This window comes from Lentiprolixibacter aurantiacus, assembly GCF_026241225.1.
Taxonomy (GTDB): Bacteria; Bacteroidota; Bacteroidia; order Flavobacteriales; family Flavobacteriaceae; genus Lentiprolixibacter; species Lentiprolixibacter aurantiacus.
On record NZ_JAPFQP010000002.1, the window covers coordinates 58,468 to 83,720 of the forward strand.

General features: G+C 44.2%; 22 protein-coding genes and 1 other RNA gene. 8 read left to right on the top strand and 15 right to left on the bottom strand.

The window, feature by feature from the left end; genetic code table 11:
• Positions 1-132: 132 nt before the first annotated feature.
• Positions 133-528, top strand: a complete 396-nt coding sequence (ytxJ, locus tag OO016_RS07315) for a bacillithiol system redox-active protein YtxJ (RefSeq protein ID WP_266012040.1) — start codon at positions 133-135, stop codon at positions 526-528.
• A 28-nt stretch (positions 529-556) separates the two neighbouring features.
• On the opposite strand, the gene OO016_RS07320 is transcribed toward ytxJ, so the two are convergent.
• Both OO016_RS07320 and fahA read right to left on the bottom strand, forming a co-directional pair.
• Entirely contained in the window at positions 557-1,744 is a 1,188-nt protein-coding gene (locus OO016_RS07320; protein ID WP_266012041.1) for a hypothetical protein, read from the bottom strand.
• Between the two features lie 120 nt (positions 1,745-1,864).
• Positions 1,865-3,142, bottom strand: coding sequence for a fumarylacetoacetase (gene fahA / locus OO016_RS07325; protein ID WP_266012043.1), 1,278 nt, complete (start codon positions 3,140-3,142; stop codon positions 1,865-1,867).
• A gap of 111 nt (positions 3,143-3,253) precedes the next feature.
• Between fahA and glyA the strand changes: the two genes are divergently transcribed.
• Entirely contained in the window at positions 3,254-4,528 is a 1,275-nt protein-coding gene (gene glyA, locus OO016_RS07330; protein ID WP_266012045.1) for a serine hydroxymethyltransferase, read from the top strand.
• A gap of 56 nt (positions 4,529-4,584) precedes the next feature.
• Here glyA and OO016_RS07335 read toward each other — a convergent pair whose 3' ends face one another.
• The 8 genes from OO016_RS07335 to OO016_RS07370 all read right to left on the bottom strand — a co-directional run bounded on the left by OO016_RS07335 (position 4,585) and on the right by OO016_RS07370 (position 12,484).
• A complete protein-coding gene (locus tag OO016_RS07335) occupies positions 4,585-5,247 on the bottom strand; it encodes a hypothetical protein (protein WP_266012046.1) in 663 nt (220 codons plus the stop codon).
• A gap of 163 nt (positions 5,248-5,410) precedes the next feature.
• Positions 5,411-6,079, bottom strand: coding sequence for a response regulator (locus OO016_RS07340; protein WP_266012047.1), 669 nt, complete (start codon positions 6,077-6,079; stop codon positions 5,411-5,413).
• Positions 6,080-6,081: 2 nt separating this feature from the next.
• Positions 6,082-8,196, bottom strand: a complete 2,115-nt coding sequence (locus OO016_RS07345) for an ATP-binding protein (protein ID WP_266012048.1) — start codon at positions 8,194-8,196, stop codon at positions 6,082-6,084.
• 77 nt (positions 8,197-8,273) lie between these two features.
• The gene (locus OO016_RS07350) at positions 8,274-8,495 is read right to left on the bottom strand and encodes a hypothetical protein (RefSeq protein ID WP_266012049.1); all 222 of its coding nucleotides are present in this window, start codon (positions 8,493-8,495) and stop codon (positions 8,274-8,276) included.
• Positions 8,496-8,631: 136 nt separating this feature from the next.
• On the bottom strand, positions 8,632-9,363 hold the full coding sequence (locus OO016_RS07355) for a LytR/AlgR family response regulator transcription factor (protein WP_266012051.1): 732 nt from the start codon (positions 9,361-9,363) through the stop codon (positions 8,632-8,634).
• Between the two features lie 149 nt (positions 9,364-9,512).
• Positions 9,513-11,039, bottom strand: a complete 1,527-nt coding sequence (locus OO016_RS07360) for a hypothetical protein (protein ID WP_266012053.1) — start codon at positions 11,037-11,039, stop codon at positions 9,513-9,515.
• A gap of 6 nt (positions 11,040-11,045) precedes the next feature.
• On the bottom strand, positions 11,046-11,444 hold the full coding sequence (locus OO016_RS07365) for an acyl-CoA thioesterase (RefSeq protein WP_266012055.1): 399 nt from the start codon (positions 11,442-11,444) through the stop codon (positions 11,046-11,048).
• Positions 11,444-12,484 (bottom strand): glutaminyl-peptide cyclotransferase, encoded by a 1,041-nt coding sequence (locus OO016_RS07370; protein ID WP_266012057.1) that lies wholly within the window; start codon positions 12,482-12,484, stop codon positions 11,444-11,446. Before OO016_RS07370 ends, OO016_RS07365 begins: the two co-directional genes overlap by 1 nt.
• A 139-nt stretch (positions 12,485-12,623) precedes the next feature.
• Between OO016_RS07370 and ffs the strand changes: the two genes are divergently transcribed.
• The 3 genes from ffs (at position 12,624) to fsa (ending at position 14,343) form a co-directional block, all read left to right on the top strand.
• Positions 12,624-12,722: signal recognition particle sRNA small type (gene ffs, locus OO016_RS07375), an RNA gene on the top strand.
• A gap of 104 nt (positions 12,723-12,826) precedes the next feature.
• Positions 12,827-13,636 (top strand): SDR family oxidoreductase, encoded by an 810-nt coding sequence (locus tag OO016_RS07380; RefSeq protein ID WP_266012059.1) that lies wholly within the window; start codon positions 12,827-12,829, stop codon positions 13,634-13,636.
• A 53-nt stretch (positions 13,637-13,689) separates the two neighbouring features.
• Positions 13,690-14,343, top strand: coding sequence for a fructose-6-phosphate aldolase (gene fsa, locus OO016_RS07385; protein ID WP_266012062.1), 654 nt, complete (start codon positions 13,690-13,692; stop codon positions 14,341-14,343).
• Between the two features lie 37 nt (positions 14,344-14,380).
• On the opposite strand, the gene OO016_RS07390 is transcribed toward fsa, so the two are convergent.
• The gene (locus OO016_RS07390; RefSeq protein WP_266012064.1) at positions 14,381-15,757 is read right to left on the bottom strand and encodes a TlpA family protein disulfide reductase; all 1,377 of its coding nucleotides are present in this window, start codon (positions 15,755-15,757) and stop codon (positions 14,381-14,383) included.
• Positions 15,758-15,930: 173 nt separating this feature from the next.
• Between OO016_RS07390 and OO016_RS07395 the strand changes: the two genes are divergently transcribed.
• Positions 15,931-17,559 (top strand): ABC-F family ATP-binding cassette domain-containing protein, encoded by a 1,629-nt coding sequence (locus OO016_RS07395; RefSeq protein WP_266012066.1) that lies wholly within the window; start codon positions 15,931-15,933, stop codon positions 17,557-17,559.
• Between the two features lie 31 nt (positions 17,560-17,590).
• Here the strand turns inward: OO016_RS07395 and OO016_RS07400 are convergent, their stop codons facing one another.
• A complete protein-coding gene (locus OO016_RS07400) occupies positions 17,591-18,307 on the bottom strand; it encodes a hypothetical protein (RefSeq protein ID WP_266012068.1) in 717 nt (238 codons plus the stop codon).
• Positions 18,308-18,512: 205 nt separating this feature from the next.
• Here OO016_RS07400 and OO016_RS07405 point away from each other — a divergent pair, with 205 nt between their 5' ends.
• The gene (locus OO016_RS07405) at positions 18,513-19,067 is read left to right on the top strand and encodes a fasciclin domain-containing protein (RefSeq protein WP_266012070.1); all 555 of its coding nucleotides are present in this window, start codon (positions 18,513-18,515) and stop codon (positions 19,065-19,067) included.
• Here OO016_RS07405 and pheT read toward each other — a convergent pair.
• On the bottom strand, positions 19,064-21,490 hold the full coding sequence (gene pheT, locus OO016_RS07410) for a phenylalanine--tRNA ligase subunit beta (RefSeq protein ID WP_266012072.1): 2,427 nt from the start codon (positions 21,488-21,490) through the stop codon (positions 19,064-19,066). The two genes, OO016_RS07405 and pheT, sit on opposite strands and share 4 nt — an antisense overlap.
• A gap of 124 nt (positions 21,491-21,614) precedes the next feature.
• Between pheT and OO016_RS07415 the strand changes: the two genes are divergently transcribed.
• The gene (locus OO016_RS07415; RefSeq protein WP_266012074.1) at positions 21,615-22,838 is read left to right on the top strand and encodes a peroxiredoxin family protein; all 1,224 of its coding nucleotides are present in this window, start codon (positions 21,615-21,617) and stop codon (positions 22,836-22,838) included.
• 30 nt (positions 22,839-22,868) lie between these two features.
• Here OO016_RS07415 and leuB read toward each other — a convergent pair whose 3' ends face one another.
• Positions 22,869-23,987: a 3-isopropylmalate dehydrogenase gene (leuB, locus tag OO016_RS07420; protein ID WP_266012076.1), complete on the bottom strand. Its 1,119-nt coding sequence runs from the start codon at positions 23,985-23,987 to the stop codon at positions 22,869-22,871.
• On the bottom strand, positions 23,988-25,160 hold the full coding sequence (locus OO016_RS07425; protein ID WP_266012078.1) for a 2-isopropylmalate synthase: 1,173 nt from the start codon (positions 25,158-25,160) through the stop codon (positions 23,988-23,990).
• Positions 25,161-25,253 lie beyond the last annotated feature (93 nt).

A 25,253-nucleotide genomic window follows, 5' to 3' on the forward strand; every position in this document is an offset into this window, starting at 1 on the left:
TTCCTTTCTTTGACTTTTATTTCCAAAAGGTCAACAACCTTACCAAGTTATTGAAACCGACAAAATGTCGCTCCAAAGCCCATTTGGCAAGACATTTCGGCAGAACTTAAATAATCAGAATTAGTAAGTACTATGAGTATATGGGATAGTGTATTTGGTAACGCCAAAAAGGAAAATGGAAGTCAGCAAGAGGCGGTAAACTGGTTTGAATTAACCGACAGTGATCAATTGAGGTCCCTTATAGAAGACTCACATAATAAGTCCCAGCTCATATTTAAACACTCTATGACATGTGGCGTGAGCGGTATGACCAAAAGGCGATTTGAGGCAGGGGCGGAAAATTTTAAAGATCAATTTGCATTCCACCTGTTGGTGGTGCAGAAGAATCGCGATCTATCCGCGCAAATAGGCGCACAGTTTCAGGTACGGCATGAATCTCCTCAGCTCTTGATAATACGGGATGGTGCAGTGGTTGATCACGCTTCCCACTGGCAGATCGATTCCCTCGACCTGGAAAAATATCAATAAAAAAACCCGGCAAGTGCCGGGTTATCTTTTAATTGAATCGATGTCTGACCAGGATATCTTTTAACCTGTTTTTCAGGTCTTCACCTGCATCGTATACCATTTGTTCGTTGCTGGGGAAGGGAACAGCTCTCAAATTAACCAGAGCGATAAGATCATCTTCCAGTGCACGTCTGTCTCCATTGTAATTGGCGTACACATGTTGAAAAATAAACTCGCTGGATAAGGGGTAGCTGTTTACCTGTTGCCTGGTATTCAGGTCTATGTAGCTAACCGTACCGGTGACCATGGCGGCCTTGTGCTGCGTAAACTGGTAGAAGTTACATCTAACGGTTCTGAATTTATCTACCTTTATCTCATTTCCCAGGCTGTCTTTTACAATATTGCCATCGTCATCATATAGATATTTGTATCCGTCTTTGATCTGCCTTTCCTTGATGATCTGCTTCTCACTTACCTGTTCCGGTGAAATACTGATATCCCGGAAAGCGACCTGCATCTCATAATCGTATCGGATGTCTTTCAGAGGGGTAGTGTGATACTGCGTCCAAAGATCATTTAGTCCATAGGTGTTGAAGTTCAGCAATTCTTCCTCAAGCCTTTGGGGTATTACCTGTTCGGTATCGTTCAGGACATTTACTTTGACAAAATCCTGCCCAAGTTGCCATGCCTGCTCCATTTTATCCCGTGCATCGCTATATCCCGGATTGATTTCCAGCAGGTAATTGAAATCGTCATAGGCCTGCCTGAAATCAGTTTTGAATTTACCATTGGCCAGCAAGGTAGCAGCATTATCATAAAGATATTCGGATAGCTGCTCTTTGGCGACAAGTATTTCGTTATCGTAATTCCGGAAATTAAAACTGGCATTCCGATTCTCGTCCTGGATGTAAAGGGGGAGAAGGGGACGGATTCGCTCCTGCATTTCCTTTATCTGGTTATACCCCTTGAAGATGAATTCATAGTTGGCAGGATTCCCTTCTTTCTGTAAAAAGGATATATGTTCCAATTCGCGCTGGGTGTATTTGGCAAAAGCCTCTTCCAGAAGCAGAACATATGGCTGATTTCCTTTTTTTGTCTTGTTCTCTGACAAATTCTTGATGGCCTTATGCATAGCCTGGGTATAATTCCCAGTATTCAGGGCTTCCTGGGTTTTCTTCACCCCGCCACAAGCCATTAACAGGACCATAAACGTTCCTAAAAGTAATGTCTTTTTCATGATGTTTAGATTTATGGTTTTCAGGCATGATTCAATAGCTATGCCAAAAACAACTGTTTCCATAACGAAAAAGGACAAACTATCGTATATGTCCGTTGAAATGTTGTATTGTCGGTAATATCAGGGTAAAGCAGGCAGCAGTTGGGTGCTCACCTCTCCAAACCCGATCCGGAGGCCTGCTTTTTCGCAGTAACCACGCATAATTACCGTGTCAAAGTCCTGAATTGAAGTACGTGTTTCGCCATTGGAAAGGGCTATTGGTTTAGTACCCTGCCAGGCTAATTCCAGCATGGAACCATAACTGTCCGGAGTAGGTCCAGATATTGTACCGCTTCCCATCATATCTCCACTATTCACCTGGCAACCATTAATAGTATGGTGTGCCAGTTGCTGGGCCATGGTCCAGTACATATATTTAAAGTTAGACCTGGCTACCGTGGTAAGAGTACCGTCCTTCGGGGCAATAGCCGCTTCCAAATGGATGTCAAAACTTCTTTTGCCTTCCTGTTTCAGGTAAGGGAGTGGAGCCGGTTCCTGTTTGGGACTCTCTGTTCTAAAGGGTTCAAGGGCGTCTAGGGTCACTATCCAGGGTGAAATTGAAGAGGCAAAATTCTTTGCCAGGAAGGGCCCAAGCGGTACGTATTCCCATTTTTGTATATCCCGGGCGCTCCAGTCGTTGAAGAGCACCAGACCGAAAATGTACTCCTCTGCTTCTGCTACGGATATGGATTCACCCATTTTATTGGCATCCGTGGTAATAAAAGCCATCTCCAATTCAAAGTCGACCATTTTAGAAGGGCCAAATTCCGGTTTATCAGCGCCTTTGGGCAGGGTTTGTCCCTTTGGCCTGCGGATGCGCGTACCACTGGGAACAATAGTGGAACTCCTTCCGTGATATCCCACTGGTATGTGCAACCAGTTGGGCAATAGTGCGTTATCCGGATCCCTGAACATGGATCCTATATTGGTTGCATGCTCCTTACTGGAATAAAAATCAGTGTAGTCCCCGATTTGGACAGGTAGTTGCATTTCAATCTCATCCAGTGTAAAAAGTACTATACTTCGGTGTTCTTCATTGTCCCTTAGTTTGGGATTGTCCACTTCAAAGATCTCACTGATGCGATTCCGTACCAGTCTCCAGGTCTTCTTTCCGTCTGAAATAAAATCGTTAAGGCTGTTTTGGAGAAAGATATCATCCGTTAGGGGTATGCCCTCAAAATAACCCAGTTGGTGTAGTGCCCCAAGGTCAATGGCATAGTCGCCAATCCGGGTACCTATGGTAATAATATCATCCCTGGTCAGAAAAACTCCAAAGGGAATATTTTGAATAGGGAAATCAGAATTTTCAGGAACCTTTATCCAGGATTTTTTGGACGGATCATTTGCGGTTATAGACATGGAGGTATTGTTAATTTATGTTTGATAAATAATGACTCAAAGATATTATTTTCTCTGTATTAAACGGGTGCAATTTGTACATTTACAACTCATTTAAAGCAAGTTTACTACATGCAACGAGACCATCAGATATTTGATCTTATTAAGGCCGAAGAACAACGCCAAATCAATGGAATAGAACTTATTGCCTCCGAAAATTTCACCAGTCCGCAGGTTAGGGAAGCGGCCGGTTCCGTACTGACCAACAAATACGCCGAAGGCTATCCAGGCAAGCGTTATTACGGGGGGTGCGAAGTAGTGGATCAGGTGGAGCAACTGGCTATAGACCGGGCGAAGGAATTATTCGGTGCGGCCTACGCCAACGTGCAGCCCCATTCCGGTTCTCAGGCGAATGCTGCCGTATATATGGCCTGTTTGCAGCCGGGTGATAAGATATTGGGGTTTGACCTTGCTCATGGCGGGCACCTTACCCACGGATCGCCTGTGAATTTTTCAGGTAAGCTATACAATCCGGTGTTCTATGGGGTAGAAAAGGATACGGGAGTACTGGATTACGACAAGATAGAAGCTATCGCGCTCAAAGAACAGCCAAGGATGATTATCGCCGGTGCTTCTGCGTATTCACGGGACATGGATTTCCAGCGTTTTCGGGAAATCGCGGATAAAGTAGGAGCCTTTTTGCTGGCAGACATTGCGCATCCGGCTGGCTTGATTGCCAAAGGCTTGTTGAGCGATCCCATACCACATTGCCATTTTGTAACTACAACAACCCACAAAACGTTGAGGGGGCCCAGAGGAGGGCTCATACTCATGGGCGAGGATTTTGACAATCCGTTTGGGATCCGGTTGAAAAGCGGCAAGCTCAGGAAGATGTCTGCATTGATTAATCTGGCTGTTTTTCCGGGAAATCAGGGAGGTCCACTGGAACACATAATCGCTGCAAAGGCCATTGCATTCGGGGAAGCACTGACTGATGGGTTTATGGACTATATGAGGCAGGTAAAGAAAAATGCCACAGCCATGGCTGAGGCGTTTGTGGCCAGGGACTATCATATTATTTCCGGAGGGACTGATAACCACGTAATGCTCATTGATCTGCGAAACAAGAACATCACAGGAAAGGATGCCGAGCGTGTACTGGAATCTGCAGACATTACCGCCAATAAGAACATGGTACCCTTTGACGATAAGTCGCCCTTTATTACTTCGGGAATCCGTTTCGGAACTGCTGCAATCACCACAAGGGGACTGAAGGAATCTGATATGGCTACTATTGTAGACTGGATTGATAAGGTACTGACCAGCCCGGAAGATGAATCGGTTATCAAACAGGTCCGGTCGGAGATCAATGCAATGATGAAAGAAAGGCCCTTATTTGACTGGTAAAAATGCCGTAAAATGGAAAACCAGTAGCCCTATATACCGGCTTTCCATTATCAAGATCAATGATTTAGCATGTGGAGGTCACCTGAAATGAAAGACCTGCTTCGTAAATCATAGATTACGGCATCTTCTTCTGAGTCAAAGTATAAAGCCCAGTACCGAAGATATACGGGATCTGCATACTTCGATATAGTTTCAGAGAATTTGGGTTGTATTGGAATCAATTGCTCCTCTATTACGGGGATGTATATTTCATAGGGAGATTCACCCTTGCCATTTGCAAAATGCGTATGATGTTCTGTGAGTGCTGCCAGAATGAGATCGAGCTCCATTTCAACACTATGGGGATAAATCTTTTTGATTATCAGGGTAACATCATTAAGCTCCAAAGCCAATTCTTCTATTTCAATAGGACATTCATTAAGCTGCTGAAGCTGCCAAACGCGTTTGGTTAGGGGATTAGCCCCATTAATATGGATGTAATCCATATTTCCCGTACCCCAATGGCCGTTTTGCAAATGAAATAGTAGTTCATTAAGGGCAAGGGGGCAGTGCATTTCAACGACCAGATTACCACGGTCTCCACTTTGAGAGCAACTTCTTACCAAAGCAGTGGAGTAGTAGTCTTTTTCGAGGTTACGTTTGAAATCATCCAGCCCGGAAATGGGTGGATTGCCATCCAGACGGATACGAAGATTCTTTCTGAAGCCTTCTCTTTGCATAGATATAGGGTGTTGAGACTTCCGCTACATCAAAATTAGATTTAATACTTCATTCGGGTTTATAGGAAAACCATAGAATAATTATGGTTTAACTATAAAATGAAGATTATTTCCGGATATGGGATAAAATACTACCGCTTAAATGCTTGAAAGAGGGTAATTCCTAAATGAACCCTCTGTTACGGGATTCGGTGATCAGCGCCTGATCATTCTGCTTTTCCACGCCAAAAATAGCCTTGAGGTGGCGTTTTCGGTTTTCTATACCCGGAAGTGACAGAGATATATAATTTACCATATCCTTGGTTTTGGTACCTATGGAAAGGTGATATAATATCTTTTTATCGTTTTCATCAAGTGCCAGGTCATTGGCCATCCTTTTGCGTATGGCAGCCAGTGCTTTCTGTGTGTAATAGGGTGGAGCTTTCAGAACAGTTTTGACCATTGCCTGAAGGGATTGCTGGTCTATCTCTGATTTTACCATATAACCTTCGGGATCAACACTTTGCATAATGCTGTTGATCCTGTAATTATCACTAAAGGAAGACATGAACACGATCATGGAGTCCGGGCTGGTTGTGCGTGCCCATATACCCAAATCTTCCCCGGTCTTAACAGTACCCTCGCTACTTGGACCCAGCTGAATGTCCAGAAGAAGGATATCATAGGGGAAGGATTGCAAAGAATCCTTTATCTTCTGCTGTGCTTCTTTATAGGATTTGGCGGTATCTACCTTTACCGTGAAGTCTTCAAACTGAGTGTCCTCCAGTATAAACTTGTAGCCCAGTGTAGTCATTTCATGGTCATCAACGGCAAGAATCTTAATCACTTTCATAGTCAATCCTTTTTAATTTGCTGTAATTCACCTTCCACATTTACGAGCATGTTCGCCTGAGGCGCTTCCGTATCGTATGGTAAAATTACAGTTATATGGGCACCTTTCCCAATACTGCTTTCAATATTCCAGCTTCCATTTATCTTTTCAACCCGCGACTTTATGTTCCTGTGGCCTATGCCTTTCTTCATTTTTCTGGTATTGAATCCACGGCCATCATCACTTATTGTAATTTTCAACATGTTATCCCATAAGATAAGATCTAGTTTAACCTTGCTGGCATGGGCGTGCTTAACTACATTTTGGATGCTCTCCTGTACAATGCGATACAGGTTGATCTTTATTTCACCATTCAGCCCATCCCATTCCAGATCCTCATCGTAGTTAAGTTCGATGGAAAGTCCGGATGAGGCTTCTGTTTCCCTGATCAAATCCTGAATAGATGCAATAAAATTGTTGAATTTCTGGTAGGCTGCATCATTCAGTTCGTGTGAAATAGCCCTTATTTCCTCCTGTACGTCCTTGAGCTTGTCGATAGCATCACTACGCATGGCCATGGCATTGTCGTCACTTTTACCATTGAGGCCCAGCAACACCATTCGGATCCCGTTTAATGCTCCCAGCACTCCGTCATGGAGTTCTTCCGAAATCCGTTTTTGTTCAGACTGTTTTCCTTCCTCCACCTTCTGTTTCTGGCTAAGCATGAGGTTAAAGATTTCCTGGTTCGCTTCCTGTTGCTCTTGCTCAAAACGCAGTCGCTGTACCCGGATCCGCTGGGTAATGATAATAAGTCCGGCAATAGCCAGGAGAATAAGCCCCAGTGCTATTCCCAGGATCAACTGCCTTTCTTTTGCAAGTGTTGCTGCAGCGGCCAGGGCTTCATCTGTTTCCCTTTCAATACGCGCAAATTTATCCCGTATCTGTCGTTCTTCAGATTGCAATCGTTCACTAAGACTGACGTATTCATTGAAGTACTGATCTTTATCCGGGGCAATACTCCCCAATAATTTTAAGGACTCCAGCTTGCGCTTGTAGTTGGAACTCAGTTCTGCTTGTTCCAGTGCATTCTGTGCATGGAAGATGGCTTCTTCAGTACGGCCCAGTTTGTTGTAATAAGTGGCAAGGTTGAAACTTGTAGTGGACAGCCCCTGGTTATTATTCTCAAGCAGGTTTATTCGATAAGCTTTGCTCAAATCGGCCAGGACATTGATGGTGTCGCCGCTTAAGAATCGACTGATTGCCAAATTATTAAGGGTTTGAGCGTACGCCCGGGGGCGTTTGGTTTCCAGGCCTTCGTAATCCAGAGCCGCTTCAAAATAGGGGATAGCTTCCTGCCACTTTCCCTGTTCTTTATACAGATTTCCTAAATTGTTTTCTAAAGACCGCTTATATCTGATCCGGTCATTCTCATCCATCAAATTCAAATACTCTTCTGCCTTCTTAAAGAACCCCAGGGAACGGTCATATTCCTTTAACTCCTTTGTTATGCTGCCCAGGTTGTTGTAGCATAAAAAGAGATGGGTAGTGTCCTTGATTGGTTCCAGGATTTCAATAGCCTCAAAGGTAGTTTTCTCGCTTTCCACATAGGCTCTTGCTTTTTGTTGCTCTGTTGCCATGTTGTACAACAGCCTTCCTGAATACTTCAGGTTACCCAATTCCTTGTAAAGGGAATGGGCGCTGTAGTAGTAGTAAAACGCACTATCTCTGAGTGATTTACTGCTAAAGAAATTTGCTAAGTCCCAATTTGAATTGGCAAGCTCGCGTTTATCTTCAAGGGCTTGGGCCAGGTTTTGCAATTCCCGGTTATTCTCTCGAAATCTGAGGGAATCTCCCAGTCTCAGGTAAGCCAATGAAAGCTGGGAATAATAATTGATTTTTAAGGTGTCTGGAGCGTTTTCTGAAATGTTCTCTGTTGCTTTGTTCAGGAAGCGCTGCCTGGAATCCGAAGGTAAATCCGGGTTTTTTCCGTATTCCAGCCAGAGGGTAACACTATCAGCAACCTGATTGCTGTTCTGATCTCCGTTATTTGTGCTATTTCCGCCACAAGCTATTATGCCCAAGATTAACAGATATACGCCTATTTTCAGAAAGGGATGTTTTTCAATAGCCTCCAACATACATCCAATTTATAAAAAATGAACCGTATGCCCAACGGTCATACGGTTCAGGTTTTATTTGATAATTAACAGTACTATCATTCTCTTTCCGAAACGGGAATGTCATCACCGTCTGTACCTTCCCTTTCTGATACCGGGATATCATCGCCATCCGTGCCTTCTCTTTCTGATACCGGGATATCGTCACCATCCGTACCTACTTCATATAATATCTGATCTTCTGCAGTGCTTTCAGCTTCACATGAAACCAACCCTATACTAAAAAGAACTACTACTAAAATGCTGGCAATTTTTCTCATCTTCAATGGTTTTTAGTTATTGTTAGGAATTCTATTACCCTAACTTATTAAAGATGATCAAGGGGTATTGCACTAAACGCCTGTCATTTAGTAGGTGACCGGGTTTTGTGAGTAACTGACCTGATTTTAAAAGAATTTACCTGGATGAGGAAATCGAATTTCGGGATAGAATTTTCTTCAATTCGTCAATATTGGGTCGGTAAGACCTGGAGAAGGGCAATTGCTTCTTTCCTGTTTTAAGTGTGCACATTGATTTCCCGAAATTAATACGGGAAACATAGTTCCGGTTAAGAATATAACTCTGATGTACCCTGATGAAGTTTTTTGGGAGCTGGGTTTCAAAGGTCTTCAAGGTCTTATATGCGCTTATTACACTACCATCTTTCATATGAAAGTCCGTAGTATTATTGTCGGCCTTAAGGAAGAGTATGTCGTCTGTATTGAGATACTGGTAGTCGTTGTACGATTTAAGGCATAGGGTAGGGCTTGCCTCTTCCAGGGGGATTTGCTTCTGAAGCCGCCTTACGGTTTTGCGAATATCAAACTCGTTGAATGGAAGCAACCAGTAATCAAAGAAGTTGTATTTGATTGCATCATAGGCATAATCCTTAGACTTCGATACAGCAATGAAAATCGGGAGCTCTTTCATATACTGATATAATTCCGTCACCATGTGAAAGTATTCATGTGCCCTGTCATTGAGGTTTATAAATACGATATCAGGGAGGTATTTAATGATGGAATTTAAGCCGGAATGGCTGTCGCGCGCTTCATCTATACAGGTAAAATCACCATAGTCCTCAAGGAAGTGCTGCAACTGCAGTTTTGAGGATGCTTCGGCATCAACTATGGAGTAGGTATAGGGCATAACCTGTAATATTATGATGAAATTACCTATTCACCTGAAAATAAGGCTATAGCAAAACCTTAGAATTATTATGGTTTTAATAATAAATCAAAGGAAACTAAGACTTTTGCAGGAAAATTCCTTAAAAAAGAGCGGATAGTTATTAAGAATTATTCATCTGGCAGGTATTGCCAGGCGCCAATATCGGGCTGAACAGACCGGTCATTGCCGGAAAGGTCCAGAATCACCTCCTGGGCGAGAAACGGATTGGCATTGCCAATTGCATCTGAATCCTGAGAAAGCCTAAAATCTTGATTTACAATATTTAAAAATGCAGGATCACCATTCAATTGTATGTTAATATATCGCGATGTATCCTGAAAATCATACAGGGGATCTTCGGTATTGCTACCGAATTGTATGATACAATGATCGAAATTGAAATTAAAGGTATTAACGCCATTATTGTTGAAAAATAACTCGTTGGAGGTATTACCGGCCACGATACAATTGCCGAAAAAGGCCCTGGATAGATCTGCTCCTGATGCTGTGCTGCTGTTTTCTTGGAAATTATTCAGTTGAACAGCTGCTCCGGTCCCGGGCCCATTACTCCAGTAATTGGCAAATGTAGCGTGAACAAAGCGGTAATTCCCTCCCAGGTCCACATAAAAACTCGCATTACCGGCGTTACCCGAAACCAGATTTTTCCCATTGATACTGCTATTTCGCCCCCATAAATTAACCAGGGCACTATTGTAAATCTGCGTATTGGAAATCTCCAGGGTAGGGGGAGTCGCTTCTGCTCCCCCCTCAGCCAGAAGGCCCACAGTGGCGTTCTTAATAGTTAAATGACTCACGGTATTGTTAACGCTTCCCGGTGCAAGCCAGATGCTCCCCCACTGTCCGGGAACATCGGAGAACTCCGGTTCCAGTCGGTCTCCCTCAAAGATCACTTCATTTTCCAGGCCAATGGGATCCGTACTTAATGCACCGTTTACCTCAAGGGAAGCGCCCGGGCCAACCCAGAGTCCAGATTCTTTGTGAAAATGAACCCTGCTGCCAGCGGCCATATTGAGTGTTTCCCCGACAGGGACAGCAGCGTAACCGTAGACAACATAGGGCTTGTCACTGGTAAAATTCAGCTGTTGCGGTTGTAAATAAAATCCCTGAACCGATATATCAGAACCGTCCGGGTTAAGTCCTATGGATATGGTTTCCTTGGAACCATCAGCAAGGGTGGCCGGGTATAGGAATACAGCATCCCTTATTAAAGTAACCAGTGGAACATCCTGGGAACTGTTCCCTGAACCAAAGCGCAGTATATCAGTATAGAGAAATTGATTTTGGTTAAAATCACTTATATCCAGGGTAGTTTCTATAAACACATAAAGGCTGTCCCGGGCAAGAATGGGCACGTTTTCAAACTCCTTTCCAGGAAGGCCATCTACATTGAGTCGATATCCGCTGTTTTCCCCATCCAGAAGTCCTACAAAAGGGATGCGAAGATCACTATCAGTTGGATTGTATACTTTCAGGGTATAAGTGCTGCTGCTTATCCCGGTAAATACGGTGTCCAGAAATACGGTATCCTTTGAAAACAGAAGTTGCCCCTGGCTGCGCTCAAAATCAAAGTCCTTCCTGCAGGAGAGCCCCAGGATGCAAATGAGACTAAACAAAGCTGCCATATTTCTGGACATGTGGACTTATTTATTTTCTCCAGTAAAGAGGCTCTTGATGCTATTCGGGATGCGCATAGGTTTCAGGGTGCTGCCATTCAGCAGGCACCAGTCGGTTTCGGAACGCACGAGGAGTCCCCGCTCAGGATGTGTAATTTCCACAATCCTTTTGGATGTTACGCCACTATTCTGTGCCACATGGGTTTTGATTAATAGTTCTTCCCCTAGAAAGGCTGCCTTTCGGTAAACAATATGATGGGATAATACTACCCAGACAAACTCTTTTTTAATACTTTCCGGGGCTTTTAACATCCAGTGTTCTTTGGAAATGTCCTGTATCCATTCCAGGTATCTCACATTGTTTACATGCTGCAGGTCATCCAGATCGTCCTGCTTTACCCGTATGGTCTTTTGATGATACTCCATTATTCTTTTAGCTTAATCCTGACCTCAAAGAGCTTATCCCAATTTTTGCCTGTTACAAAAAAGGTCTTCCTTTCAGGATGGTAAGCAACACCGTTGAGGACATCCAGGTCGCGGTGCTGTTTCACACGTTCTTTTAGTCCGCCAAAATTTATAACCCCTTCAATAGCGCCGCTTTCGGCATCAATGATCATCATACTCTCTTTCTGCCAAACATTGGCGTAGATCTTCCCATCTACATATTCCAGTTCGTTGGCCTTGTTGAACACTGATTTATTAGTTACAATCTGAATAAAGCCTTCTTCCTCCAGGGTTTCCGGATTTAACTTCCAGATTTTCTCAGTACCATCACTTTTATAAATGATATTCCCGTCGTTGCACAATCCCCAGCCTTCCCTGCTATGGCCATACTGGAACTTCCCTTTTTCCTTTAGGCTCCCCCTGTCGTAAAGAAAACCTGTCCTGCTCTGCCAGCTCAACTGGTATGCCGTATTCCTCATTATGGTGATCCCTTCGCCAAAATAGCTGTTTTCCAGGGCGGTTTGCTGCAGGATTTCCCCCGTCTTATAATCTACTTTTCGTATATAGGAGGTACCCTTCCTGCCCGTGCTTTCATAAAGGGTGTCCTGATAGAATTCCAGGCCCTGGGTAAAGGCCCTGATGTCATGGGGATATTCGTTTACAACCTCATAGGTGTAGAGGCTGGGTGCCTCTTCGGCAAGGATGCGGATATTTTTCTTTATGACCACGGGCTTGCCCTCCAGATCAAAACTAACTTCCAGTTCCTGATTGCCAAGTGAAGGCAGATTGAAAATCAGATGATCCTCGTATTTATCAAGGGATTTCCCGTTCAGGGAATAGGAAACTCCTTCAACAGCATTTCCATCCCTGTCCTTTACTGTGATTTGTACAGTATCGTTTCGTTTCAGGGCATTCGACTGGGCATCGAACTGAACTTGAAAACGTTTGGCTGGATCCTTCTCCCCACCGCAAGCAAGGAACAATAGTACAATGGTACCGATAAGATATTTCAGGGGGCTCATAGAAATTTTAAGTAGATCAAAAAAATTGATAAAGTACTTTTAGACTTGGCCGTTGTTGAAGGTGGTATTTCCACCAACAGCTCAAAATTACATATGTATATTGATTGCCCCAAATTTAAAAGGTCGTATATTTGCAGCTAGGCAAGTCCTACGCGACCAGCTCCTGCAGAATCCCCCAGGGTGGGAACACAGCAAGGGTATGCGGTTGTAGCGGTGCGACGTAGGTAGCTTGCCTTTTTTTTGTGCCTTAAAGTCAAGCAAATCAGGTGGATGTATTTTCAAAGGTACCATGGTTTAAGGCAGGCCATTATTAATTTCAGTCCTCTTATATTTGCAATTACTATGGCAAAAGAAGTGGTATTAGTGACAGGTGCTTCCTCGGGAATCGGCAGGGCCATTGCCGAGTACCTACACAAAAAGGGCTATGCGGTTTACGGAACCACCCGTGATGTTTCCAAATACCCGGATTTTGGTCCTTTCAGGCTTATAAAGCTCGACGTAAATAGTGCAGAACAGGTACGCGACGCTGTGAAGGAGGTGGTTGGCAGGGAAGGGCAACTGAATATCCTTGTCAATAATGCCGGTGTGGGTATTACAGGCCCTATTGAAGAAACACCATACGATGAGATATTAAAGGCCTTTGAAACTAATTTTCACGGTCCTATACGCATGATCAAGGAAGTACTTCCTCATATGCGTGAACAAGGCAAGGGACTTATTATCAATATCACTTCCATAGCGGGGTATATGGGACTTCCCTTCCGGGGTGTGTACTCAGCAAGCAAGGGGGCTCTGGAACTCGTTACCGAAGCCCTGAGAATGGAGACACAGGGTTTTGACATAAGGATTACCAACCTGGCTCCCGGGGATTTCGCCACAAATATTGCCAGCGGCAGGTACCATGCCCCTGTGAAAGAAGGATCGCCCTATCAGGAGGTCTATCAGAATTCGCTTGATCTGATGAATGCCCATGTGGATAGCGGGCAGGATCCCATTAAGGTTGCCGAAAAAACATATACTATCATAAAAAGCCATAATCCTAAAGTTCACTACCGCGTGGGCACCCCGCTACAAAAGTTCTCTGTATTCCTGAAAAAGATTTTGCCGGATAAAGTCTATGAAGGCATGCTGAAAAAGCATTATAAGTTGTAGTTTTGCGGCATCCTGAATAAAAGAAATTATACTACTCAATTAATTCTTCTCAAATGAAATTTTTCATCGACACCGCTAACTTGGATCAAATCCGCGAGGCCCAGCAATTGGGTGTGCTGGATGGAGTAACTACCAACCCTTCTTTAATGGCCAAAGAGGGAATAACCGGCCGGAATAATATCCTCAAACACTATGTGGACATATGTAATATTGTGGAGGGAGATGTTTCTGCAGAAGTAATCGCCACAGATTTTGAGGGAATGATCAAGGAAGGTGAGGAGCTGGCCGATTTGCACGAGCAGATCGTAGTAAAGGTTCCGATGATCCGGGACGGTGTCAAAGCCCTGAAATACTTTTCAGACCATAGCATACGCACCAATTGCACCCTGGTTTTTTCAGCCGGGCAGGCCTTGCTTGCCGCCAAGGCAGGAGCTAACTATGTATCCCCCTTTATTGGTCGGTTGGACGACGTGAGTTCGGATGGACTGAACCTGATTGCGGAGATTCGCCAGATCTATGATAACTATGCCTTTGAAACCGAAATCCTCGCTGCTTCAATTAGGCATACCATGCACATTATTGATTGTGCAAAGTTAGGTGCAGATGTAATGACGGGTCCTCTTTCTGCCATAGATGGCTTACTCAAACACCCACTTACTGATATAGGTCTGGAAAAATTTCTGGCAGATTACAGGAAGGGAAATTAAATTCAGGCCCCTCAATAAATTTACGCTTTCCGAAAAATCAGAAGGATTGATAGACATTGGCAAAGCCATCTATAATAACTCCATCCTTTGCAATAATCCCTTTATTGGAATCTGAGATGATCAGGGTATGGGTAATGGCGTCGAAGTCGTCTGCCCAATATTGCTCCGAAGGGGAGAGGTTGTGGTTTTCAATTAGTGATTTCCAGCGATTAATATCCGTCCTCAGGTTGATGCCAATAAAATTGTACCTGGGATATTTGGATTTCAACTTGGCTATCCTTTTGCTGATGTTTCTGAAATGTCCCATTTCACTACCAGACCAGAAGTAGAAGACGGTCTCTTGGCCCCTGGAGAGCTCTGAGAGTGAAACCGGGCTTTCATCGGAAGAATAGAGCGTCAATTCTGGCAATTCCTTGCTGGGTTGCATTCTCTTGATTCCTTCATACAGGTCATTGATTTCCCCTATATGTCTGTTGTTGCCTGAAAGTTTATGGAAGTCTGATATAAACCTGCCAATATTTTCCTCATTATCGTGCTTTAGCAGGTAATCCATAGCTACATTACGGAACAGGTTATCCCGTAGCTCTATTTCCTGTACCAGGCTATCTATAAGAAACAGCTTGTGTTTGTTGAAATGTAATTGGTTGCTTTCCAATTCTATATCCCCGCATTTTTCCATGCAACCCATGTAGGACATGTTGCCCAGGTGATACTTCATAAAGTTGTAATAGGGCCTGAGATAGGCCAGCCCCTTATAGTTGAAGTTGATATCCTGGCGGTAGTCATAAAAATTGGCCGGTAATTTATGAAAGATCTTTTCCCCGGTTTTTTTCCTGTGGTAGAAAGGATAGGCCTCCATGTAAATGTAAGTCCCATATTCTATACCAGCCTTCGCCATATCATAGGCTCCCTGTGAAATGCTGTATTCATCAAACAGGTTTTGTAAACTTTCCAGTTTGGTATTTCTCAGGGAATCTATTTTTGCCGCAAACGTAGCTGGTTCCAGCTTGTATAGATGGTATACCAAGCGCTCTTCAGCTTCATCGGCCAAAAACATCTCCACCATAAAATTGTTGATTTCCTCACCACTTCCGGAGAAAACCAGGGATTCATCAAAATTGATGGTATTTAAGCGCAACTGGATACTATCGCCTTTTTCAAGGTATACGTACTGCTCTTCAGGATGATGCTGGAAATGGTGCAAGCCCTCAACTACCGAATCCAGTTCAATGGCAAACCGATTGAATTGATCAAGGTAAGCAGTATCCAGAGGTTCATCTCCTCTGAACAAAATTACTTTGTCGTTTGTTGGGTTTACAATTTCGCCGGCGAAGAAAACGGAGGAGGAATTACTTTCCTTTTTCCCGCAACTAACAGTCAGTACTACAAGAAGGCAAAATAAAAATCTTGTCATATGCTACAGGGCAGTTGGTAGTAAACAAAGCTAAAAAAACGCCGATATGCTTGCTGTTAATAGGGCGTTAAAATACCCTTAATAGTATACAAACAGAGATAAAAACCCTCCTTTTTGTATTGTTAAAGCACTGTATTTTTCGCTATTTTTGCGCCAAATTTAAAAACAGGTAAATGCTATCAGTAAGCAATCTTAGTGTGCAATTTGGCAAGCGCGTACTTTTCGATGAGGTAAATGTAAGTTTTACCCAGGGCAATTGTTACGGAATAATAGGCGCAAACGGCGCGGGTAAATCCACATTTCTTAAAATTCTCGCCGGTGAAATAGACGCAACCTCAGGCCATGTGCACCTGGAACCTGGCAAACGTATGTCTGTGCTGGAGCAGAATCATAATTCCTACGATGAATTTGGGGTTCTGGAGACGGTGGTTATGGGAAATAAGCCTCTTTTTGAAATTAAAAAGGAGATAGATGCGCTATATGCTGATTACAGCGATGAGAATGCTGATCGCATTGGAGAACTGCAGGTGACATTTGAGGAAATGAACGGTTGGAATGCCGATAGTGATGCTGCAGCCCTGTTGTCTAACCTGGGGATACCGGAAAGCATGCATTATTCACAGATGGGGGAGATGGAGGCTAAAATGAAGGTACGTGTTCTTCTTGCACAGGCTTTATTTGGCAATCCGGATGTACTGATCATGGATGAGCCTACCAACGATCTGGATTTTGAAACGATAAGCTGGCTGGAAAACTTCCTGGCCGATTACGATAATACGGTGATCGTGGTGTCTCACGACCGCCACTTTCTCGATGCGGTTTGTACCCATATTGCCGACATTGATTTTGGGAAGATAAACCTGTATTCAGGGAACTACACCTTTTGGTACCAGAGTAGTCAGCTGGCTGCAAGGCAACGCGCCCAGCAAAACAGGAAGGCTGAAGAAAAGGCAAAAGAGCTGCAGGAATTTATTCAGCGTTTTAGTGCCAATGTGGCCAAAAGCAAGCAGGCAACTTCACGAAAAAAAATGCTTGAAAAATTGCGGGTGGAAGACATTAAACCTTCAAGCAGGAGGTATCCGGCCATTATTTTTGACAGGGAACGGGAAGCAGGTGATCAGATCCTGAATGTTGAAAATCTTTCAGCTCAAGCTGAGGATGGTGAAATGTTGTTTCAGAATGTGAACTTAAATCTGGCCAAGGGCGACAAGGTGGCTATCCTTTCCAAAGATTCCCGGGCAACAACTGCCTTTTATGAGATTTTGACGGGCAATCGCAAAGCCGACACAGGTAAGTTCCAGTGGGGGATTACCACCTCACAGGCCTACCTGCCTGCTGATAACTCCCATTTCTTCCAGGATAAGATCAGCCTGGTAGACTGGTTGAGGCAGTGGGCCAAGACCGATGAAGAAAAAGAAGAGGTTTTTATTCGCGGATTTCTGGGCAAAATGCTTTTTAGCGGGGAAGAGGCCCTGAAAATGTGTACGGTATTGTCAGGAGGAGAAAAGGTAAGGTGCATGTTAAGCAGGATGATGATGTTGCGTGCCAATGTGCTGTTACTGGATGAACCTACGAACCACCTGGATCTCGAAAGTATCACCGCATTTAATAATTCACTTAAGAACTTCAAGGGGACGGTGTTGTTCACTACACATGACCACCAGTTTGCACAAACCGTTGCCAACCGGATTGTGGAACTCACGCCCAAGAATATTATAGACAGGCACCTGTCACTGGATGAGTACCTGGCTGATCCCTCCATTAAGGAACAACGGGATAAAATGTATTCCGTTTTGGCGTAAGCATAAAAGCACTTCCTCCGAAGTGCTTTTTTTATGCGTTGAAATATCTACTGTTCCAGATTGCCGGATTAAAATTCTTGCCCAAAGCAAATCCGTAGAAGATGACCACGGCTGCAACCGATTTAAACATGAAAAAGAATATGATCCAGAATTCTGCCGTGGAACTGGATTTTGAGAACAGACCCTCAGGAACCAGTAATGTGGCCAGGTAGCTGATGAGAACAACCAGGGCAGTTAAATTGATAATATTCCTGAATGGCCATACCAGTGCTTTTCTCAGGGGGTGAAGATCATTTCCCCATTTGTGGATCAGGTAGTAATAACCGTTGCCTATTGGGGCGAAAAGCAGGGGGTCGTCTTTGTCTTCCAATTTAAATAGTTTGGAAGGGGCGATGATCTTGTATCCCTTTATTTCCAAATTATGCTCCTTTTCCAGTTTCTTAATCCTGGAAATGGCCTCAGCCGGTATCTGGCCTTTGAAGTATTTGGTATCCAGGAATCGCAGTCGGTAATCAATGCAGATATTCCTGATCTGGTCTATATGAAAGATGTTTTCGGTTTCCAGCAGGTCAAAGTCAAATGCATTGTCGCGCTTATCGTTTTTACCGGAAATATTGGCCTCAATCCTGTTTTCTTTTTCCTGATCCTGCCGGAGCAGTTCATAGACTTCACTAAGCAATTTATCTTCATGCGCAGTGCGCGAGCGGAGGTTTTGAAGTTTCTCCTCAATATTGGTTCTTGGTAACATTTTCTTTTTTTAGCAATTGCCCCAAAAATAATCAAACAGTCTGCGTACATCAAATGCCCCTAAGCGTTAAAAAATGTTAATATTATGTTAATGTGCATAAGTTTTGAAGAGCGAACTTATAGCTCAAACGGTCAATATTGTATATTGTCGGACTTTTGATGCCGTTTATCGATAGCGCCCCCATATTATCGCAAAGAACATGACCTTGAAATCGCTACATCAATTTACCTTGGTAGTTTGCCTGCTGATAGTGGGTTATGTTCATGCGCAAATCTCAGCTGATCCTTTTAGTACCGCTGCACTCAAGCCGTCTATCCTGGAGAGCGAGGTTCTGGTCCAGAACCATAAAACTTTATTGCAAGCCTTAAAAATGACGGACCTGGATAAAATGCTGGGAAGTCGGGGCCCCATAACAATTTTTGCCCCTTCGGATACGGCTTTTAGGAAACTTTTGGGCAGAGCCCAGTCCGAATGGCTAACTCCTGAGAATAAACAGGAGTTGCTCAAAATGCTTACCTACCATATGGTGGTTGGGGAACTTACTGCCTCCCGAATGCTGCAGGCTATGGCCAGCGGCAAGGGCAGCGCTGTATTTAAAACCATTCAGGGCAATGAGATACTCGCTACCCTGGAGGGAACCGATATCCTGTTGACGGATTGCTCCGGAAATACGGCTAAGATAAAAACAGAGGAAACCAACCTGAGCAATGGGGTAGTGCACGTAATTGATTCAGTAATCTCCCCAGGCACTCCTGATTAACGCAATTCGGCCCCTAACTCCTTTTCATAGGCAGACCTTAGCTTGTTCATGATCTTGTCGATCTGCTTGTCTGTAAGTGTTTTGTTTTCATCCTGCAGGGTAAAGCTAACAGCGTAAGACTTCTTTCCTTCAGGTAATTTATCCCCTTTGTACACATCAAAAAGCTCTACCTGCTTAAGGAGTTTCCGTTCAGTGCGGAATGCAATTTGTTTGATTTGCTCGAAGGCTGTGCTGTCGTCCAGAAGCAGGGCAAAATCCCTTTTAACGTCCGGGTATTTCGGGATAGGCCGATAAACAATTTCCTGCTTTTCAGCTATGTGGGTCAGGTTTTCCCATTGAAAGTCTGCGTAAAGCACTTCCTGTTTAATGTCAAATGCTTTCAGCAGTTCAGGTCTAACTACACCAAAAGACACCAGCAGATTATCACCAAAGTAGTAATCAAGGGCTTCATTGAGCAAGGGATTATTGCCAACCCGGCTTTCAAAGTCGCTAATACCAAAACGACTCAGCACGAGATTGGTAGTAGCCTTAAGGTAATAGAATCCCATATCTCTGGCCGGGGTTGTCCAGTCCTGGGCAAAACGGGATCCGCTTAGCAGCAGGGAAAGGTGTTTTACCTCTTCATAACCCTCACCCTTTTGGCCATAGGTTACCCCGAATTCAAAAAGCCTGAGGTTGCCCTTACGGCGGTTGAGATTATGTGCCACAGCCTCCAGTCCTGAGAAGAGCATGGATTGCCTCATCACAGATAATTCCTTGCTCAGCGGATTCAGGACAACGGTCTGTCCGGCGCGCTCACCTTCATCGAGATATTCAGAATATTCCGGATTGGTAAGGCTGTTGGCCAGTATTTCATAAAAACCTTTGGATGCCAGTAGCTGTCCGATTGCATTTTCAAGCTTGTAATCCTCGTATTTGGAAGATGGGGCGATGGATGCCGTAAGTTTTTCCGGAATATGTACATTGTCATATCCATATACCCTCAGAATCTCTTCTATTACATCAACCTCCCGTTGTACGTCTACCCTGTAAAATGGGATAGTAAGGCCCAAACCTGTTTCGGTAACGCTTTTTACCTTGATGTCCAGGGAAGCCAGTATGGTTTTGATATTATCCCTGGGAATTTCCTGCCCAATTAGGTTATAGATCTTTTCAAAGGTGAGGAACACCTGTTGATCTTCCATTTTTTTGGGATAGAGGTCAACAATATCTGAAGTAATGTCCCCACCGGTAATTTCACAGATCAGCAGTGCTGCGCGTTTAAGGGCATATTCCACGTTGTTGATGTCAATGCCCCTTTCAAAGCGGAACGATGCATCCGTGTTGAGGCCATGCCTTTTGGCGGTTTTCCTGATGGATACAGGATCAAAATAGGCGCTTTCCAGGAAAATGGCCCTGGTATCTTCCGTAACACCGGTATTAATTCCTCCGAAAACTCCGGCAATGCACATGGGTTTCTCAGCGTCACAAATCATAAGATCCTCCTCATGCAGTTCCCGTTCCTCACCGTCAAGCGTCATAAATTTAGACCCGGGCTCAGCATGCCTCACAATAATCTTATTCCCGTAGATACGATCGGCATCAAAGGCGTGCAAAGGTTGCCCCAGCTCATGCAACACATAATTGGTCGCATCCACCACATTGTTAATGGGGTTTAACCCTATGGCCTTGAGCCTGTTCTTTAACCAGTCCGGGGATTGCTGCACAATGAGGTTGCTGATGGTTACCCCGCAATATCTGGGCGCCATCCTGGCATCCAGTACGTCAACATCTATTTTCAGGGACCTGTTGGTCACCCCAAAATTACTTACGGAAGGAGTATTGAGCCCGGTATGGATCTCCTGTTGCAGCAGGCCAGCCTTGAGATCCCTGGCCACACCAAAATGGCTCATGGCATCAGCCCTGTTGGGGGTCAAACCTATTTCAAATATTTCGTCCTGCTCCACTTCGAAAATTTCGGAACAAGGGGTGCCGGGTTCAAGTTCTTCGCTCAGCACCATAATTCCTTCATGACTGTTCCCAAGTCCAAGTTCATCCTCTGCACAAATCATCCCATGGCTGAATTCACCCCGGATCTTACCTTTTTTGATCGTCCAGGATTCCCCTTCGGCGTTGTACAAGGTTGTGCCAATGGTGGCAACAGGCACTTTTTGGCCGGCCTCAACATTGGGGGCGCCACAAACTATCTGTACCGGCTTTTCCTCACCAATATCCACTGTAGTCAGCTTCAGTTTATCGGCATTGGGGTGCTTGATACAGGTTAGCACTTCACCTACCACTACGCCTTTAAGTCCTCCTTTGATAGATTCAAAAGAATGGATTCCTTCCACTTCCAGCCCCAGAGATGTTAACAGGTCTGCGGTCTTTCGTGAATCCCAGTCCAATTGGATAAACTGCTGCAGCCAGTTATAGGATATTTTCATAGTCGGGAATTATGGGCCCAAATATAAGATAATGGGCTCTTAGATTCAATAAAGACTGGTTCTTTGAGCAGTAAATTGCAAGTTTTTGGATCATATGGCGATATTTGTATCCAAAATAAATGCTATGCGAATTAAATTAGTGATCCTGGGGATTATCACATTACTCCTGGGATGCAAAGAGCAACCCACAAATAATTCCCTGAAAACAGGGCCATGGAGGGGAATATTAATGGTGAAGGACCAAAAAAAGTTACCCTTCACCTTTAACCTGGACATAAGGGCTGATAAATATTCTATGCAAATCAGAAACGCCGAAGAGCTTATTGAGGTTGATGAGATAACGACTAAGGGAGACTCCATCACCATAAAGTTCCCCGTATTTGAAGGCTACATTGCAGGTACTTTTGATAGTACCCGGATAAGAGGAGTTTTTATCAAGGAAAGCCTGGATCGTATTGTTCCTTTTCGTGCAGAATTTGGTAAAAATGAGCGATTTCCTGGAACGGGAAAAGCCACTTCCGACATATCAGGGGTCTGGGAAACCGTTTTCTACCCAATGGAAAAGGACCCCTACAAAGCCAAGGGGATTTTTACCCAGACAGGTAATCTTGTAACAGGAACATTCAGAACCGCCACAGGGGATTATCGCTACCTGGAAGGGGTAGTGGAAGGAGACTCCTTGATGATTTCCACCTTTGACGGGGCACACGCTTTTCTTTTTACCGCGGGCATAAAGGATTCCACCCTTAGCGGGAAATTCTATTCCGGCAACCATTCCCTGGAAACTTTTGAAGCAAAGCGCAATGAAGGTTTTGAGCTGCCAGATGCAGACAGCTTAACCTTCATAAAAGAAGGCTATGAACGTTTTGAATTTGCATTTCCGCATAGTGAAGGATCACTGATTACTTCTGATGATGCCCGGTTTACGGACAAAGTTTTAATTATTCAAATCATGGGCACCTGGTGTCCTAATTGCCTGGATGAAAGCAAGTTCCTTGTAGAGTATCTGGAAAAAAACCCCAATGAAGACCTTGAAGTAGTGGCTCTAGCCTTTGAATACGCCAAAACAGAGGAATTGGCTTTTAAGGCAATCAACAGGCTTAGGGAAAGACTGGGAATTAGCTATCCCATACTTCTGGCTCAGTACGGGAGTTCGGACAAAGGAAAGGCAAACGAAAAACTCCCCATGCTAAATAGGGTCCTTTCCTATCCCACCACCATATTCATAGACAAGAAGGGAGAAGTGAGGAAGATATCTACCGGTTTTAACGGTCCGGCAACCGGACAGAAATACCTGGATTTTAAAGAAGATTTCCACGCCTTAGTAAGCACCTTGTTATCTGAGTAGACCAATAATTGGTGATTAATTATCCTGAAATTAAATAATGGTGGATTTTCCCAGCCAGATGTTTTCCCGGTTGAGGATTAGGTGTTCGTCTGTGTCATTGATATTATCAGCAATAAAATCGCCCACATACTGGGTTCCATAATGCTGCTCAGGATTCAGGTCTTGGGTGACTATCCCTTTTTTCATAGCCTTGAGCACAGAGATAACCACAGCACGTGATTCTTCATCCAGCCCATAATGGTCCAGCAGCATTGCGCCTGACAGGATTGAGGCTATCGGATTGGCAATATCCTTTCCTTTGGCCTGCGGATAAGAGCCATGTATCGGTTCAAAAAGGGCGTGTTTTTCACCAACGGAGGCAGATGGCAGAAGCCCAATTGATCCTCCAATTACCCCTCCTTCATCTGAAAGGATATCCCCAAACATATTCCCGGTAAGGATTACATCGAATTGTCCGGGGTTCAGGATCAGTTGCATGGCTGCATTGTCGATGTACAGGTAGTTTACCGTGACTTCCGGGTAACTCTCCGCAATTCTGGAAACCACTTTTCTCCATAAACGGGAAGATTCGAGAACGTTGGCTTTATCTACCAGTGTTAGTTTATTTCGCCTGGACTTGGCGGCTTTAAAAGCGAGGTGGCTGATCCGGCTTATTTCTTCCTCCGTATACACACAAAGGTCCGAAGCCCTGGTGCCATCTGAGCTAAGCTTCTTTTCCCCGAAGTAAATACCGCCGGTTAACTCCCGGTAGATCACAAAATCCGTACCCTTGATTACCTTTTTCTTCAGGGGAGATTTATCAATAAGGGTCGGGAATATTTTTACGGGGCGGATATTGCAGAACAGACCCAGTTTTTGCCGCAATTCCAGGAGGCCCTGTTCTGGTCTGATTTTCGCGTTGGGGTTGTTATCGTATTTGGGATCGCCGATAGCCCCAAAAAGGACAGCATCTGAGTCATAACAAAGGTCCAGGGTTTCCCTGGGAAGGGGAGTATCGCTTTTTTCAATCGCTACGGCACCTACAGCTGCTTTCTTGAAACTAAATTCATGGCCGAAGATATCTGCCACGGCGGTAAGGCATTTTTGTGCCTGTGCCGTTACTTCAGGACCTATTCCATCCCCGGGCAATACGGCTATTTTCAGTTTCATCTATGCGATACTTTCAATATTTACCTTGCTGGATTCAATGATCTTATGGATATCCTCGTCCATAATTTCCTTTTTGCGGTCTGCGTATTTCAGAAACTCCTGATATACTTCATCCAATTGCAATTTAGTAAGCTCGTAGCCTACATTTTTAGCGCGATAGGCCAGAGCGGCCCGACCGCTCCTCGCTGTTAGAACAATGGAAGAATGATCTACCCCCACGTCCGTGGGATCAATTATTTCATAAGTCTCCCTTTTCTTGATGACACCGTCCTGGTGGATACCGGAACTATGGGCAAATGCGTTGGAACCTACTATGGCTTTATTGGGTTGAACAGGCATCCCCATCAATTGGGAAACCATCTGACTTGTGCTGTACAACAATTTGCTGTTGATGTCAGTATCCAGGTTGAGGTAGGGGTGTTGTCTTAGGATCATGACCACCTCTTCCAGTGATGTATTTCCTGCACGCTCACCAATACCGTTAATAGTGCATTCAATCTGCCTGGCCCCATGGATAACCCCCTCTATGGAGTTCGCGGTGGCAAGCCCCAGATCATTATGACAGTGGCAGGAAAGGGTTGCTTTTTCAATTCCTCTAACGTTCTCTTTCAGATATCTCATTTTCGCACCATATTCCTCCGGAAGACAATAACCGGTAGTATCCGGAATATTCAACACGGTGGCACCTGCCTTAATAACAGCCTCGCAGACCCTGGCCAGGTATTCATTATCTGTTCTTCCTGCATCTTCTGCGTAAAATTCAACGTCTTCTACGAAGGATTTGGCATATTTCACCGCTTCCACAGCACGTTCCAAAACCTTTTCCCTGGTAGAATTGAACTTAAATTTGATATGTGAATCCGAAGTCCCGATGCCTGTATGTATACGAGGTCTTTTAGCATGCTTAATTGCCTCTGCCGCTACTTCAATATCTTTCTTAACCGATCGCGTAAGTCCGCATACACGTGCATTTTTGACCACCCGGGCTATTTCTTCCACAGATTTAAAATCTCCGGGGCTCGAAATGGGAAACCCAGCCTCTATAATGTCTACACCCAGTTCATCCAGTCTGCGGGCGATTACGAGCTTTTGCTCAGTATCTAACTTGCAGCCCGGTACCTGCTCTCCATCCCTCAAGGTGGTGTCAAAAATCTCTACCTTATCTTTACTCATTATATTTGTATAATAGTTGACTTAATTACGAAAATATACTTAGTGAGACGATCTGCTTTTGTCTAAAGGGGGCATTTACAACGTTTATTCACT

Bases quoted from the DNA above. Each gene is read 5' to 3' on its own strand.
- OO016_RS07390 (WP_266012064.1), bottom strand. From the start codon at position 15,757: ATGACAAGATTTTTATTTTGCCTTCTTGTAGTACTGACTGTTAGTTGC.
- OO016_RS07415 (WP_266012074.1), top strand. From the start codon at position 21,615: ATGCGAATTAAATTAGTGATCCTGGGGATTATCACATTACTCCTGGGA.
- OO016_RS07340 (WP_266012047.1), bottom strand. From the start codon at position 6,079: ATGAAAGTGATTAAGATTCTTGCCGTTGATGACCATGAAATGACTACA.
- fsa (WP_266012062.1), top strand. From the start codon at position 13,690: ATGAAATTTTTCATCGACACCGCTAACTTGGATCAAATCCGCGAGGCC.
- OO016_RS07355 (WP_266012051.1), bottom strand. From the start codon at position 9,363: ATGCCCTATACCTACTCCATAGTTGATGCCGAAGCATCCTCAAAACTG.
- glyA (WP_266012045.1), top strand. From the start codon at position 3,254: ATGCAACGAGACCATCAGATATTTGATCTTATTAAGGCCGAAGAACAA.
- OO016_RS07395 (WP_266012066.1), top strand. From the start codon at position 15,931: ATGCTATCAGTAAGCAATCTTAGTGTGCAATTTGGCAAGCGCGTACTT.
- OO016_RS07370 (WP_266012057.1), bottom strand. From the start codon at position 12,484: ATGAGCCCCCTGAAATATCTTATCGGTACCATTGTACTATTGTTCCTT.
- OO016_RS07345 (WP_266012048.1), bottom strand. From the start codon at position 8,196: ATGTTGGAGGCTATTGAAAAACATCCCTTTCTGAAAATAGGCGTATAT.
- leuB (WP_266012076.1), bottom strand. From the start codon at position 23,987: ATGAAACTGAAAATAGCCGTATTGCCCGGGGATGGAATAGGTCCTGAA.
- fahA (WP_266012043.1), bottom strand. From the start codon at position 3,142: ATGTCTATAACCGCAAATGATCCGTCCAAAAAATCCTGGATAAAGGTT.
- OO016_RS07360 (WP_266012053.1), bottom strand. From the start codon at position 11,039: ATGTCCAGAAATATGGCAGCTTTGTTTAGTCTCATTTGCATCCTGGGG.
- OO016_RS07380 (WP_266012059.1), top strand. From the start codon at position 12,827: ATGGCAAAAGAAGTGGTATTAGTGACAGGTGCTTCCTCGGGAATCGGC.
- OO016_RS07350 (WP_266012049.1), bottom strand. From the start codon at position 8,495: ATGAGAAAAATTGCCAGCATTTTAGTAGTAGTTCTTTTTAGTATAGGG.
- pheT (WP_266012072.1), bottom strand. From the start codon at position 21,490: ATGAAAATATCCTATAACTGGCTGCAGCAGTTTATCCAATTGGACTGG.
- OO016_RS07320 (WP_266012041.1), bottom strand. From the start codon at position 1,744: ATGAAAAAGACATTACTTTTAGGAACGTTTATGGTCCTGTTAATGGCT.
- OO016_RS07400 (WP_266012068.1), bottom strand. From the start codon at position 18,307: ATGTTACCAAGAACCAATATTGAGGAGAAACTTCAAAACCTCCGCTCG.
- OO016_RS07425 (WP_266012078.1), bottom strand. From the start codon at position 25,160: ATGAGTAAAGATAAGGTAGAGATTTTTGACACCACCTTGAGGGATGGA.
- ytxJ (WP_266012040.1), top strand. From the start codon at position 133: ATGAGTATATGGGATAGTGTATTTGGTAACGCCAAAAAGGAAAATGGA.
- OO016_RS07365 (WP_266012055.1), bottom strand. From the start codon at position 11,444: ATGGAGTATCATCAAAAGACCATACGGGTAAAGCAGGACGATCTGGAT.
- OO016_RS07335 (WP_266012046.1), bottom strand. From the start codon at position 5,247: ATGCAAAGAGAAGGCTTCAGAAAGAATCTTCGTATCCGTCTGGATGGC.